We start from the raw sequence: 12,477 nt of genomic DNA, 5'->3' as shown, positions 1-12,477 counted from the left end.
CCCCGACCCCGGGGAACAGGGCACCTTACCGATCCGCGCCCACCCCCCTTAGTCCCACGATGACCAGACATGACGACTTACTGGAAGCTGCTGCGGGTGCTGCGGGACCGCGACGCGGGGCTGTATCTCACGGGCCTGTCGGTGTCCGCCTTCGGTACCTCCTCGCTGTCCCTGGCGGCGGGGGTGTGGGTCAGGGACCTGACCGGGTCCGACACCCTGCCCGCCCTGTGCATGCTCGCCGCGTGGGCGCCCACGCTCGCCGGCCCGGCGCTGGGCACGATCGCGGACCGCGTGCGCCGGGTGCCCCTGCTGATCGCCCTGAACCTGACGCTGGCCGCCGCCCTCCCGGCCCTCCTCGCCGTCCGCTCGGCCGACGGGCTGTGGCTGCTGTTCACCGTCCTGTTCCTGTACGGCACCGTCGGCGTCGTCGCCGAGGCCGCCGAGTCGGCCCTGGTCACCGCCGTCGTCGCCGCGGACCTCCGCGGCGACTTCAACGGGCTGCGGATGAGCGTCACGGAGGGCATGAAACTCGTCGCCCCGCTGACCGGGGCGGGCCTGTACGCGGCCTTCGGCGGTCCCGCCGTGGCCTGCCTGGACGCGGCGACCTTCGTGCTCGCCTGCGGACTGTGCGCCCTGCTGCGGGTGCGCGAGGAGCGGCCCGTCCGGTCCGGGGGCGGCTGGCGGCAGGAGACCGCGGAGGGCGTCCGGCACCTGTGGGGACACCCGGGGCTGCGCCCGCTGGTCCGGGCGGGCGGTGCGACGATGCTCCTCGCCTCGTTGAGCAGCACGACGGTGTACGCCGTCGTGGACCGGCTCGGCCACTCCCCCGCCTACACGGGCGTGCTCTACGCCGTCCAGGGCGCCGGATCGGTGGCGGCCGGGCTCGTCTCGGGATCCGCGCTGCACCGGCTCGGCGCCCGCCGGTTCGGTGCGGCGGGGATCGCGCTGACGGCGCTCGCGGTGGCCGCGCGTGCCGTGCCGTCGGACGCGGTGGCCCTCGCGTCCAGCGCGGCGATCGGGCTCGGCCTGCCCTGTGTGCTCGTGGCGGCGTTCACCGCCGTCCAGCAGCAGACGCCCGGCCCGCTGCTCGGCCGGGTGACGGCCACCGCCAACACCCTGGTGTTCACGCCGAACGTCATCGGACTCGGCGCCGGCGCCGGTCTGCTCGCGATCGCCTCCCCCGGGCTGCTGCTGCCGCTGTACGGCCTGGCGCTGCTCGGGACGGCGGCCTCGCTGGTTCAGCGCGCGGACAGCCCCGCGCGCACCGCGGCGAGGTCCGAGTCCGACGCCAACCCGGCGTGATACAGGCGCAGTTCCGTCGCGCCCTGCGCACGCGCGCGTGCCGCGTCCACCGCGAGCGTGCCGGGGCTGCCGCCCATCCCCGAGACGACGGTGAGGTTGGCGGCCAGCACCGTCCGCTCCCCGGCCCGTTCGGCGAACGGCGCCAGCAGGGCCGTACCGCCCGCGCAGGGCACCACCACGCCGTCGGCGGCGGACAGGACACGGGCGGGGTCGGTGCCGGCGTCGGCGCCGCAGTGGTAGGAGACCGGGTCGGCGTGCAGCAGGACCTGGAAGCCGGCCGGTGCGGCGGCCCGTACGGCGGCCACGGCCTCCTCCTGGAGGGTGCCGGCGACCTCGTCGCGCCACGCGCGCGTGCGGGCCGCCGCCTCCTCGCCGAGCAGCTTCGCGACGGTGGGCCAGCCCTCGTCGTCCGCCGCGCCCCGCCACAGCGGCTCCAGCGCGGCCCGCACGGAACCGGCCAACTCCTCGGGATCCAGGCCCTGTTCACCGTACCCGGCGCGGCAGGACGGACAGAAGCACAGGGACATCAGGTACTGCCCGGCCTCCCCCAGCTCCACCCCGGAGATCTTGTCGTGGGCGTGCAGGTGCCGCAGCCCGTACCAGCCGAGGGACTCCAGCTCGGTGCCGTGCGCCCCGGGGCGCACGGCGGCCTCGGCGGCCAGGTCGACCAGGTACGCGCGCGTGGCGGGCTGGGCGACGCAGGGTGCCCAGGGGTAGTGGTCGGCGTAGGCGTTGACGACCGAGGTGTCCGGATGTTCGGCGCCGAGCCGGGAGTTGTGGGCGAGGACGACCCAGGTGTGCACCTCCAGGCCCGCCGCGTGCAGGGCCGCCGCCGCCTCGCCGTAGGCGTCACCTGGGGCCCAGCGGCCGGCGGGATAGGGCCTGAGGCCACGGCCCGCCCAGCGTTCGCCCGCCGGGTAGAGGACGGCCGCGTACTCGGCGGTGACGATGCGGTGGCGGGGGTGGCGGGGGGTCAGGGCACGGGTGGAGTGGTAGGCGGCGGCGAGGGTCACCTGCTCGACGCCGAGCCCGGCGATGCGCGCCGGGGCCGCGGGGTCCCCGTTGACGTCCCAGGGGTAGACGAACGCCGAGGCCTTCACGCGCCCTCCTCCAGCAGTTCGTATCCCCGCTCGATCAGCTGGGCGAGTTGTTTGACGTGCTCCTCGGCCGGCTCGTGCAGCGGGGGCCGGACCTCGCCGACGTCCAGGCCGCGCAGCCGGACGCCCGCCTTGACGAGCGAGACGGCGTAGCCCCGGCCCTGGGCGCGCAGTTCCACGAAGGGGCGGTAGAAGCCGTCCAGCAGGCGGTGGACGCTCGCCGTGTCGCCCGTGGCCAGGGCCCGGTGGAAGGCGAGGGCGATCTCGGGAGCGAAGCAGAAGACCGCCGAGGAGTACAGGGTGACACCGAGGGCGCGGTAGGCCGGCTGGGTCTGCTCGGCGGTGGGCAGGCCGTTGAAGTACAGGAAGCCGCCGGGAGCCTCGGTGCGTACCGCACTGATGATCCGCTGCATCAGGTCGAGGTCGCCGAGGCCGTCCTTGAGGCCGGTGATCCCCTCGGTGCGGGCGAGTTCCACCACCGTCCGCGGCGTGAAGACGGCGTTGTCGCGCTGGTAGACGATCATGGGCAGGGCGGTGGCCGCGGCGACCTCCCGGTAGTGCCGCAGCAGGCCCTCCTGTCCGGCGATGACGAGGTATGGCGGCATCGCGAGGAGTCCGTCGGCGCCCGCCGCCTCGGCGAGACGCGCGTAGCGCACGGCGAGAGCGGTGCCGTAGCCGGTGCCGGCGACCACCGGCACGCGTCCGCCGGCCGCCTCCACCGCCGCCCGGACGCAGGCCTCGAACTCCTCCGGCAGCAGCGCGTGGAACTCCCCGGTGCCACAGCAGGCGAACACGGCCGCGGCGCCGGCCTCGACACCCCGGCGCACATGGGTGCGGTAGGCGTCGAGATCGAGTGAGCCGTCCGGGCCGAAGGCCGTGACGGGGAAGAACAGCGGCCCGCGCGGATCGCCGAGCCGTGCGGTGAGAGGTGCTGGCGTCACGGGCTCTCCCTTGAGACACGCCGGTGCATGTTCCTGATCCACGTCTACATCTCTGAACGCGACCACGCTACGGGGGCTGCTCGCGGCAGGTCAAGCAGGCAAACCCGCGACGCCGAGGCGAATTCGCGCACATCAAGGGACACTTGACGGTGCACGGCGAAGCTCCCTAGCGTGTCCACGCATGTGAATACGGTCCACAAGGAGAATCACGGATGCCCGCTCCCCGCACCGTTCTGCTCACCGGCGCCGCCGGCGGGCTCGGCACCCTGATGCGGTCCCTGCTGCCGGAGTACGGCTACACGCTGCGCCTGTTCGACATGCGCCCGGTCGAGGGCGAGCCGGCCGCGATCACCGCCGACCTCGCCGACACGGAGGCGCTGCGCGAGGCCGTGCGGGGCGTGGACGCGGTCCTCCACCTCGCGGGCATCTCCCTGGAAGCCCCCTTCGAGAAGATCGTGAAGTCCAACATCGAGGGCACCTACCACCTCTACGAGGCCGCACGCCGCGAAGGCGTGCCCCGGATCGTCTTCGCCTCCTCCAACCACGCGGTCGGCTTCACCCCGGCCCCCCGCGCGGGCGAGCCGCCCATCCCGGTCGACACCCCGCACCGCCCGGACACCTTCTACGGCCTGTCCAAGTCCTTCGGCGAGGACCTCGCCCAGCTCTACTGGGACAGGCACGGCCTGGAGACCGTGTCCGTGCGCATCGGCTCCTGCTTCCCGGAGCCGACGAGCGTGCGCATGCTCTCGGTGTGGATGAGCCCGGCCGACGGCGCCCGCCTCTTCCACGCGGCCCTGACCGCCGAGCACGTCGGCCACAGCGTCGTCTACGGCTCCTCCGCCAACACCCGGCTGTGGTGGGACCTGACCACCGCGCGGGCGCTCGGCTACGAGCCGCGGGACGACTCCGAGCCGTACGCCGGGAAGCTGATCGCCGAGCAGGGCGAGCTGGACCCCGGGAACCCGGCGCACAGCCACCTCGGCGGGCACTTCGTGAACGACCCGCCCATCTGGCCGTACTGACCCCGAAGCGGAGCCCCCCGCCGGCGGAGCGGTGGAGGGGCTCCGTACGCACGCCCTCCACGGCGGCGTGGGCGGCGCAAAACGAACCCTCACACACGCGGGCGGGCACCGAACGGGCCCGCCCGCGCCGCATCCGGGCATCCGAGGCGCCCGCTCCCACCCCGTCCCGCACGCCCCCGCAGGTCCGCGCCGCCCGGCAAACGGGCACACACGGGCAGGATCGGATCCCCAGCAGACCTGGTCAGCACCGCACACCCGCTGTAGAACTTTGCCGCAGGGCCCGAACGGGCAGCACGCGGGTCAGCGGCGGGGCGCGGCGCCGGCCGAGGCGCCCCTGAGGCGAACGAGCCACGGGACACAGCGGGAAGGTGGGTGACGACATGAGCACCAGGACGGCGGAAGAACGTCAGCGCGAGATCGTGCTGGCCGCGCGTGCGAGCGGCTCGGTGGACGTCACCGCGCTGGCCACGGCGCTGGGCGTGGCCAAGGAGACCATCCGGCGCGATCTGCGCACCCTGGAGGACCACGGCCTGGTCCGCCGCACCCACGGCGGCGCCTGTCCGGTGGAGAGCGCCGGCTTCGAGACGACACTCGCCTTCCGCGCCACCAGCCACGTGCCCGAGAAGCGCCGGATCGCGACCGCCGCGGCCGAGCTGCTCGGGGACGCGGAGACGGTCTTCGTGGACGAGGGCTTCACCCCGCAGCTCATCGCCGAGGCCCTGCCGGCCGACCGGCCGCTGACCGTGGTCACCGCGTCCCTGCCGGTCGCGGGCGCCCTGGCGGAGGCCGAGCAGATCTCGGTCCTGCTGCTCGGCGGCCGGGTGCGGGCCGGGACGCTGGCGACCGTCGACCACTGGACGACGAAGATGCTCGCCGGTTTCGTCCTCGACCTCGCCTACATCGGCGCCAACGGCATCTCCCGCGAGCACGGCCTGACCACGCCCGACCCCGCGGTCAGCGAGGTCAAGGCACAGGCCATGCGGGCCGCGCGCCGAACCGTCTTCGCGGGCGTGCACACCAAGTTCGGCGCGGTCAGCTTCTGCAGGTTCGCCGAGGTCGGCGCGCTGGAGGCGATCGTGACGAGCACCCAGCTGCCGGCCGCCGAGGCCCACCGCTACTCCCTGCTGGGCCCGCAGGTCATCCGGGTCTGACAACTCCACCTCCCCACTCCCCCCTCCCCCTCCATCTCCCCCCTCACGAAAGCCCGCACCCACTCCAGGGGGTGTTCCACACCTCCGAACGCCCCTTATATCCCCAAATCTCCAGGAGCGATCCATGCGTATCCCGAGCCGACGGAGGCCGCGAGCCACGCTCGCCATGGCCGCCGCAGGGACGCTGCTCGCCCCGCTGCTGTCCGGCTGCTGGGCCGGTGCGGGCGGGACCGGTTCCGGCGGCGACTCCATCAACGTGCTGATGGTCAACAACCCTCAGATGACCGAGCTGCAGAAGCTGACCGCCGCGCACTTCACCAAGGAGACCGGCATCAAGGTCAACTTCACCGTCCTGCCCGAGAACGACGTCCGGGACAAGATCAGCCAGGACTTCGCCAACCAGGCCGGCCAGTACGACGTGGCCACCCTGTCCAACTACGAGATACCGATCTACGCCCGCAACGGCTGGCTGCACGAGATGAACACGTACGTGGCGAAGGACCCGGCGTACGACGAACAGGACGTCCTGAAGCCGATGCGCCAGTCCCTCACCGGCGTCGACGGCAAGCTCTACGGGCAGCCCTTCTACGGCGAGTCGTCCTTCCTGATGTACCGCAAGGACGTGTTCGCGGCGAAGGGGCTGACCATGCCCGCCCACCCCACCTGGCAGCAGATCGCCGGCCTGGCCGCGCGGGTGGACGGCGCGCGACCCGGTATGAAGGGCGTCTGCCTGCGCGGGCTGCCGGGCTGGGGCGAGCTGATGGCCCCGCTGACGACGGTCGTGAACACCTTCGGCGGCACCTGGTTCGACAAGAGCTGGAAGGCCCGCCTGGACTCGCCGGAGTTCGAGAAGGCGACAAACTTCTATGTCGACCTCGTCCGCGCCCACGGCGAGTCGGGCGCCGCGCAGTCCGGGTTCGCCGAGTGCCTGAACGACATGACCCAGGGCAAGGTCGCCATGTGGTACGACGCCACCTCCGCGGCCGGCCTCCTGGAGGCGGCGAACTCCCCGGTCAAGGGCAAGCTCGGCTACGCCCCCGCGCCCGTGGTGAAGACCGGCTCCTCCGGCTGGCTCTACACCTGGGCCTGGGGCATCCAGAAGGCCTCCCGCAACCCCGACAAGGCCTGGAAGTTCGTCTCCTGGGCGTCCGGCAAGGGATACGAGCAGCTGGTCGGCAGGACCAGCGGCTGGTCGAACGTCCCCGCGGGCAAGCGGGCGTCGACGTACACGAACGCGGACTACCGCACGTCGGCGGCGGCCTTCCAGGAGATGACCAGGGAGGCCATCGAGGGCGCCCGCCCGAACGACCCGGGCGTGCAGCCGCGGCCCGCGCCCGGCATCCAGTTCGTCGGCATCCCCGAGTTCACCGATCTCGGCACCAAGGTCTCCCAGGAGATCAGCGCGGCCATCGCCGGACGCCAGTCCGTCGCCTCGGCCCTGAAGACATCGCAGGCGCTCGCCGAGAAGATCTCCAAGGAGTACGAGGGACGATGACAGCGACGACCACGGCCCCCTACGCGGCCGCACCGGCGAGGACGTCGAAGCAGCCCTCGGCCCGGCTGCGCGCCTGGGCCACCCGGGCCCCGCTGCTGCCGGCGCTCGTCTTCATGATCGCCGTGACCCAGCTGCCGTTCGTGGCCACGCTGGTGATCTCCTTCTTCGACTGGAACGCCCTCTACCCCAAGGCCCGGCACTTCACCGGCCTCGACAACTACCACCAGGTGCTGACCGACGCCGGCCTGCGCCACTCGGTGTGGACGACCGTGCTGCTCACGGTGGGGGTGGTGCTGGCCAGCCTGGTGCTCGGACTGGCGCTGGCACTGCTGCTGGACCGCAGGTTCCGCGGCCGGGGCCTCGTCCGCACCCTGCTCATCGCGCCGTTCCTGGTGGTGCCGGTGGCCGCCGCGCTGCTCTGGAAGCATGTGCTCTACAACCCCGAATACGGTCTGCTCAATGGGCTGTTGCACTATGTGGGCGGCCCACAGCCCGACTGGATCTCGCACACCCCGCTGCTCGCGGTCGAGGCCTCCCTGGTGTGGCAGTGGACGCCGTTCATGATGCTGATCCTGCTCGCCGGACTGCAGAGCCGGGACCAGCAGCAGATCGAGGCCGCGCGGGTCGACGGCGCGAGCGACTGGCAGATCTTCCGCCATCTGACCCTGCCCCACCTGCGCCGCTATCTGGAGCTGGGCGCCCTGCTGGGCTCGATCTACATCGTGCAGAACTTCGACGCGGTCTTCACGATCACCTCAGGCGGACTGGGGACCGCGAACCTGCCCTACACCGTCTACCAGAGCTTCTACCAGGCCCATGAGAACGGCCTCGCCTCGGCCGCCGGCGTCCTGGTCGTCATCGGCTCGATCGTCATCGCGACCTTCGCCCTGCGCGTGGTGTCGTCCCTGTTCCGCGAGGAGGTGTCCCGCGCATGACCGCCATACGCAGAAACGGCCTCGGCCTCCTGGCCTGGCTCACCGGGATCGTGTTCTTCCTGCCCATCGCATGGATGGCTCTGACGTCCTTCCACTCCGAGGCGGACGCGGCGACCAACCCGCCGTCCTTCGCGGCGTCGCTGACGCTCGACGGCTACCGCGAGTTCTTCGGCAGCGGCGGCGGGCCCAGCCCATGGCCCGCGCTGGTCAACTCCACGGTGGCATCGGTCGTCTCCACCCTCTGCGTCCTCCTGCTGGCCCTCCCGGCGGCGTACGCGCTGTCCATCCGGCCGGTGAAGAAGTGGACGGACGTGCTGTTCTTCTTCCTGTCCACGAAGATGCTGCCGGCCGTGGCGGGCCTGCTGCCGATCTACCTGTTCGCCAGGAACGCCGGGATGCTCGACAACATCTGGCTCCTGGTCGTCCTCTACACCTCCATGAACCTGCCGATCGCGGTGTGGATGATGCAGTCCTTCCTCGCCGAGGTCCCGGTCGCCGTCATCGAGGCGGCCCGTGTGGACGGCGCCCGCCTGCCGACGATCCTCGCCCGCGTGGTGGCCCCCATCGCCCTGCCCGGGATCGCGGCGACGGCCCTGATCTGCTTCATCTTCAGCTGGAACGAGCTGCTGTTCGCCCGGGTCCTCACGGGCGTGGTCGCCGAGACCGCCCCCGTCTTCCTGACCGGCTTCATCACCAGCCAGGGCCTGTTCCTGGCCAAGGTGTGCGCCGCGTCGCTCGTCATCTCCCTGCCGGTGCTCGCCGCGGGGTTCGCCGCCCAGGACAAGCTGGTCCAGGGCCTGTCGTTGGGAGCCGTGAAATGAAGGCCGCCGTCATCGAGTCCGTGGGCCGCGCCGTCGTCACCGAGGTCCCCGACCCGACACCGGGACCGCGCGAGGTCGTCGTGGAAGTGGCCGCGTGCGGCCTGTGCGGCACCGATCTGCACATCCTCCAGGGCGAGTTCGCGCCCAAGCTGCCGATCGTCCCCGGGCACGAGTTCGCGGGCGAGGTGGTCGGGGTCGGCGGCCAGGTCACCGAGGTCGCGATCGGCGACCGGGTGGCCGTGGACCCCTCGCTGTACTGCTACGAGTGCCGCCACTGCCGTACCGGCCACAACAACCTCTGCGAGCGGTGGGCCGCGATCGGCGTGACCACGGCGGGCGGCGCCGCCCAGTACGCCGTGGCGCCGGTGGCGAACTGCGTGAAGCTGCCCGAGCACGTGCGCACCGAGGACGCGGCGCTGGTGGAGCCCCTGTCGTGCGCGGTGCGCGGCTACGACGTGCTGCGGTCCCGCCTCGGCGCCCACGTCCTGATCTACGGCTCCGGCACCATGGGCCTGATGATGCTGGAGCTGGCCAAGCGGACGGGTGCGGCGAGCGTGGACATGGTCGACGTGAACCCCGCGCGCCTGGAGACGGCCCGGCAGCTGGGAGTGTCCGCCGCGGCGGCGCGTGCGGACGAGCTGGACCGGCCGCAGGGCTGGGACGTGGTCGTGGACGCGACCGGGAACGCGGCGGCGATCCAGGACGGCCTGGACCGGGTGGCGAAGGCGGGCACGTTCCTGCAGTTCGGGGTGGCCGACTACGCGACCCGGGTGACGATCGACCCGTACCGGATCTACAACCAGGAGATCACGATCACCGGTTCGATGGCCGTCCTGCACAGCTTCGAGCGTGCGGCCGAGCTGTTCGCGAACGGGGTGCTGGATCCGCGGGTGTTCATCAGCGACCGGATCCCGCTGGAGCGGTACCCGCAGGCACTGGAGCAGTTCGCGGCGGGGGTCGGACGGAAGATCGTGGTGGTGCCGTAGGCCGTTCGACGGGTTTCGGCTGGTAAGGGAACGGTAAAGCGGTGTCGTTCGTTCACCCGGCATGACAGCTATGACCCCTGGCTCGAACATCCCTCTGTCAGCCGCCCGTGTCACGGTGGACGTGGCCGCACCGGTGCGGCTCGACGTGTCGGGCCTGCTGCTCACCGCCGACGGCAAGGTGCGCTCGGACGACGACTTCATCTTCTACAACCAGCCGACGGGCTCCGGCGTGACCTACGCCTCCGGAGGCGGTGCGGCCCCGGACGCGATCACGGTCGACACCGCGGCCGTCCCGCCGGACATCGAGAAGATCGTGGTCACGGCCAGCCCGGACGCGGCCGGGCAGACCTTCCAGGGCATCGAGCCGACGGCCACGGTCCGCGACGCGGACGGCGGCGCGGTACTGGCCACGTTCACCCCGCCGCAGCTCGGCGCGGAGACGGCGCTGGTCGTCGTGGAGATCTACCGGCGGGGCGGCGTCTGGAAGGCCCGCGCCGTCGGCCAGGGGTACGCCGACGGACTGGCCGGCATCGCGACCGACTTCGGTGTGACGGTGGAGGAGCCCACGGCTCCGGCGCGGCCGGCGGCTCCCCCGGCACCCGCCGTGCAGACACCGGCCACCCCGCCCGCGCCGGCCGTGCAGCCCCCGGCCACCCCGCCCGCGCCGCAGGTGGCCGCGGCCCCGGCCGCCCCCGCGCCCGGCGCCGGGAAGATCAACCTCGACAAGGGCCGGGTCAGCCTGCGGAAGAACCAGACCGTGTCCCTGATGAAGGGCGGCCGTCCGCTGCTCTCCCAGGTCAAGATGGGACTCGGGTGGGAGCCGGCGTTCCGGGGTGCGGACATCGACCTGGACGCCTCGGTCATCGTCTACGGCCCGCAGCGCAACCACATCGACAGCTGCTACTTCGGCAAGCTGACGGTCCTGAACGGCGCGATCCGGCACTCCGGGGACAACCTCACCGGTGAGGGCGCCGGCGACGACGAGGTGATCACGGTCGACCTGGGCCGCCTCTCGCAGGAGGTCACCGGCCTGGTCTTCACGGTCAACTCCTTCTCGGGCCAGAAGTTCACCGACGTCGCCAAGGCCTACTGCCGCCTGCTGGACGCCACCACCGGCGAGGAACTGGTCCGCTTCGACCTCACCCACGCCGAGCCCCAGACCGGCGTGATGATGGCCAAGCTCATCCGCCAGTTCTCGGGCGAGTGGGACATGACGGCACTGGGCGACTTCGTGAAGGCCCGGACGGTGCGGAACATGGTGGAGCCGGGAGCGAGGGCTCTGTAGCGCTCCCGCGGCGGGCGCGTGGGAGCCGGTGGCGCGGTTCCCCGCGCCGGACCCAGGGCACCGCACGAGCGGCCCGCGCGCTACGACCGCAGGCCCTCCACCAGCAGCGTCAGATACCGCCGGATCTCCCGCCCCTGCCCGTCGGCCAGTTCCAGCGCGGTGGCCACCCCGTGCACCAGCCGCAGCAACTCGATCGGCTCAAGGTCGGCCCGGACGCTGCCCTCCGCCTGCGCGGCCCGCACCAGCGGGCCCACCGCGCCCTGCACCACAGACCCGCACGCCGTCAGCGCCGCCGCGTCGCCGTCCGTGACCGCCTTGCCCAGCAGCGCCCTCATCCCACGCACCTGAAGCGTGGCGACGCACAACTCGTGCAGCCACTCCATCAGCGCCGCGCCCGGCGGCAGCTCCCGGGCCAGCTCGTCGGCCCGCGTCCCCAGCGCCTCGATCCGGTCCACGTAGGCGGCTTCCAGCAGCTTCTGCCGCGTCGGAAAGTGCCGGTAGAGCGTGCCCGAGCCGACGCCCGCCCGCTTGGCGATGTCGTCGAGCGACGCGTTCTCCCCATGCTCGGCGAAGGCCTCCGCCGCCACCTTCAGCAAGCGCTCGTAATTGCGCCGAGCGTCCGCACGCATGGGCCTCACCTGCGGCATCCCGTCACTCCCCGCTTGTCGCCGTCCGCGTCCTCACCGGCACCGACAGGACGGTCGGCGCCGACACCCGAGTCTGCACCAGCGGGCCGGTCAAGGGCACCTCCGCCGCGGAGCGCTCGCCAGCGCCCGGTCAGTGCCGGTCCGGTGGCTCGTACCCGCCGGTGGCCGGGTCCGGCCCGAGGTGCCGGTGTACGGCGCCGGTGCCCAGACCGATGGTGGCCCGCGTCCGCATGGGGCCGTCGCCGCGGCGGGAGAGCACCTCGATCTCGGCCACACGCGCCTGCAGCACGCCGAGCCGGGCGGCACAGTCGGCCGCGAGGACGCGCGGGACGCGGGTGCGGCCCAGCGAGAGATGCGGGGTGAAGCGAGAAAAGCGCTCCGTACAGGAGGGGAAGGGCTCCGCCAGCGCGCGCTGGAGCCGTGTCCAGGGGGCGAGGCCGGCCGCCGCGGGGTCGAGCCACACCGTGGCGTAGGACCGGTGGCGGAAGGCGTGGACTCCGCTGAGCCGGATGTCGAAGGCCTCGCAACCGGCGGCCGCGGCGGCCAGCAGCCGGAACGCCACCGGGAAGTCCTCCTCCGGTACGAAGCCGAAGACCAGGTTCACATGGGGTGGCCAGCGGCGGATCTGCGGGTCGTGCACGGCGCGGATGCGCTGGACGGCGGGCCAGAGTTCGGCCGGGGGAAGCCACGCCACGGCGGTCCGGGGCGTGGGGGCCGATTCGAGGCGGCCGAAGGCCTCGGCCGGACCGGGCGTCGAGGGGCGGGGCACACCGCCATCATGGCCCCGCCCGCCGA

Annotated in this window: 12 protein-coding genes; 8 read left to right on the top strand and 4 right to left on the bottom strand. The window is 72.5% G+C overall.

Annotated elements, in window-relative coordinates; translation table 11 throughout:
- Nucleotides 1–69: 69 nt before the first annotated feature.
- A complete protein-coding gene (locus tag IE244_RS31895) occupies nt 70–1,302 on the top strand; it encodes an MFS transporter (RefSeq protein WP_191877058.1) in 1,233 nt (410 codons plus the stop codon).
- On the opposite strand, the gene IE244_RS31890 is transcribed toward IE244_RS31895, so the two are convergent.
- Together IE244_RS31890 and IE244_RS31885 are read right to left on the bottom strand one after the other, a co-directional pair.
- Nucleotides 1,239–2,402, bottom strand: coding sequence for a hypothetical protein (locus IE244_RS31890; protein ID WP_191877057.1), 1,164 nt, complete (start codon nt 2,400–2,402; stop codon nt 1,239–1,241). The genes IE244_RS31895 and IE244_RS31890 overlap by 64 nt on opposite strands.
- Nucleotides 2,399–3,340 carry a 5-dehydro-4-deoxyglucarate dehydratase gene (locus tag IE244_RS31885; RefSeq protein ID WP_191877056.1) on the bottom strand — a complete coding sequence of 314 codons (942 nt, stop codon included), beginning with the start codon at nt 3,338–3,340 and terminating at the stop codon, nt 2,399–2,401. Before IE244_RS31885 ends, IE244_RS31890 begins: the two co-directional genes overlap by 4 nt.
- A 212-nt stretch (nt 3,341–3,552) precedes the next feature.
- Between IE244_RS31885 and IE244_RS31880 the strand changes: the two genes are divergently transcribed.
- From IE244_RS31880 to IE244_RS31850, 7 genes are all read left to right on the top strand, one after another.
- Nucleotides 3,553–4,362: an NAD-dependent epimerase/dehydratase family protein gene (locus IE244_RS31880; protein WP_191877055.1), complete on the top strand. Its 810-nt coding sequence runs from the start codon at nt 3,553–3,555 to the stop codon at nt 4,360–4,362.
- 380 nt (nt 4,363–4,742) lie between these two features.
- Nucleotides 4,743–5,513: a DeoR/GlpR family DNA-binding transcription regulator gene (locus tag IE244_RS31875; RefSeq protein WP_191877054.1), complete on the top strand. Its 771-nt coding sequence runs from the start codon at nt 4,743–4,745 to the stop codon at nt 5,511–5,513.
- A 124-nt stretch (nt 5,514–5,637) separates the two neighbouring features.
- Complete coding sequence (locus IE244_RS31870; protein ID WP_191877053.1) at nt 5,638–7,008, top strand: ABC transporter substrate-binding protein; 1,371 nt, start codon at nt 5,638–5,640, stop codon at nt 7,006–7,008.
- Nucleotides 7,005–7,943: a carbohydrate ABC transporter permease gene (locus IE244_RS31865; RefSeq protein ID WP_191877052.1), complete on the top strand. Its 939-nt coding sequence runs from the start codon at nt 7,005–7,007 to the stop codon at nt 7,941–7,943. The genes IE244_RS31870 and IE244_RS31865 overlap by 4 nt, the downstream gene beginning before the upstream one ends.
- On the top strand, nt 7,940–8,764 hold the full coding sequence (locus tag IE244_RS31860; protein ID WP_191877051.1) for a carbohydrate ABC transporter permease: 825 nt from the start codon (nt 7,940–7,942) through the stop codon (nt 8,762–8,764). Before IE244_RS31865 ends, IE244_RS31860 begins: the two co-directional genes overlap by 4 nt.
- Entirely contained in the window at nt 8,761–9,750 is a 990-nt protein-coding gene (locus IE244_RS31855) for a zinc-dependent alcohol dehydrogenase family protein (protein WP_191877050.1), read from the top strand. The genes IE244_RS31860 and IE244_RS31855 overlap by 4 nt, the downstream gene beginning before the upstream one ends.
- Nucleotides 9,751–9,820: 70 nt before the next feature.
- Nucleotides 9,821–11,035 (top strand): TerD family protein, encoded by a 1,215-nt coding sequence (locus IE244_RS31850; RefSeq protein WP_191877049.1) that lies wholly within the window; start codon nt 9,821–9,823, stop codon nt 11,033–11,035.
- Nucleotides 11,036–11,115: 80 nt separating this feature from the next.
- Here the strand turns inward: IE244_RS31850 and IE244_RS31845 are convergent, their stop codons facing one another.
- On the bottom strand, nt 11,116–11,682 hold the full coding sequence (locus tag IE244_RS31845; RefSeq protein ID WP_191877048.1) for a TetR/AcrR family transcriptional regulator: 567 nt from the start codon (nt 11,680–11,682) through the stop codon (nt 11,116–11,118).
- Between the two features lie 130 nt (nt 11,683–11,812).
- On the bottom strand, nt 11,813–12,451 hold the full coding sequence (locus IE244_RS31840; RefSeq protein ID WP_191877047.1) for a 2'-5' RNA ligase family protein: 639 nt from the start codon (nt 12,449–12,451) through the stop codon (nt 11,813–11,815).
- Nucleotides 12,452–12,477: the final 26 nt, after the last annotated feature.

It is taken from the genome of Streptomyces filipinensis (genome assembly GCF_014649495.1).
Classification (GTDB): domain Bacteria; phylum Actinomycetota; class Actinomycetes; order Streptomycetales; family Streptomycetaceae; genus Streptomyces; species Streptomyces filipinensis.
The sequence above is the reverse complement of the archived record's forward strand: the minus strand, read 5'-3'. Positions and strand labels throughout refer to the sequence as shown.

Excerpts from the sequence above, each read along its gene's own strand:
- IE244_RS31875 (WP_191877054.1), top strand. The coding sequence starts at position 4,743 with ATGAGCACCAGGACGGCGGAAGAACGTCAGCGCGAGATCGTGCTGGCC.
- IE244_RS31865 (WP_191877052.1), top strand. The coding sequence starts at position 7,005 with ATGACAGCGACGACCACGGCCCCCTACGCGGCCGCACCGGCGAGGACG.
- IE244_RS31895 (WP_191877058.1), top strand. The coding sequence starts at position 70 with ATGACGACTTACTGGAAGCTGCTGCGGGTGCTGCGGGACCGCGACGCG.
- IE244_RS31880 (WP_191877055.1), top strand. The coding sequence starts at position 3,553 with ATGCCCGCTCCCCGCACCGTTCTGCTCACCGGCGCCGCCGGCGGGCTC.
- IE244_RS31855 (WP_191877050.1), top strand. The coding sequence starts at position 8,761 with ATGAAGGCCGCCGTCATCGAGTCCGTGGGCCGCGCCGTCGTCACCGAG.
- IE244_RS31850 (WP_191877049.1), top strand. The coding sequence starts at position 9,821 with ATGACCCCTGGCTCGAACATCCCTCTGTCAGCCGCCCGTGTCACGGTG.
- IE244_RS31860 (WP_191877051.1), top strand. The coding sequence starts at position 7,940 with ATGACCGCCATACGCAGAAACGGCCTCGGCCTCCTGGCCTGGCTCACC.
- IE244_RS31845 (WP_191877048.1), bottom strand. The coding sequence starts at position 11,682 with ATGCCGCAGGTGAGGCCCATGCGTGCGGACGCTCGGCGCAATTACGAG.
- IE244_RS31870 (WP_191877053.1), top strand. The coding sequence starts at position 5,638 with ATGCGTATCCCGAGCCGACGGAGGCCGCGAGCCACGCTCGCCATGGCC.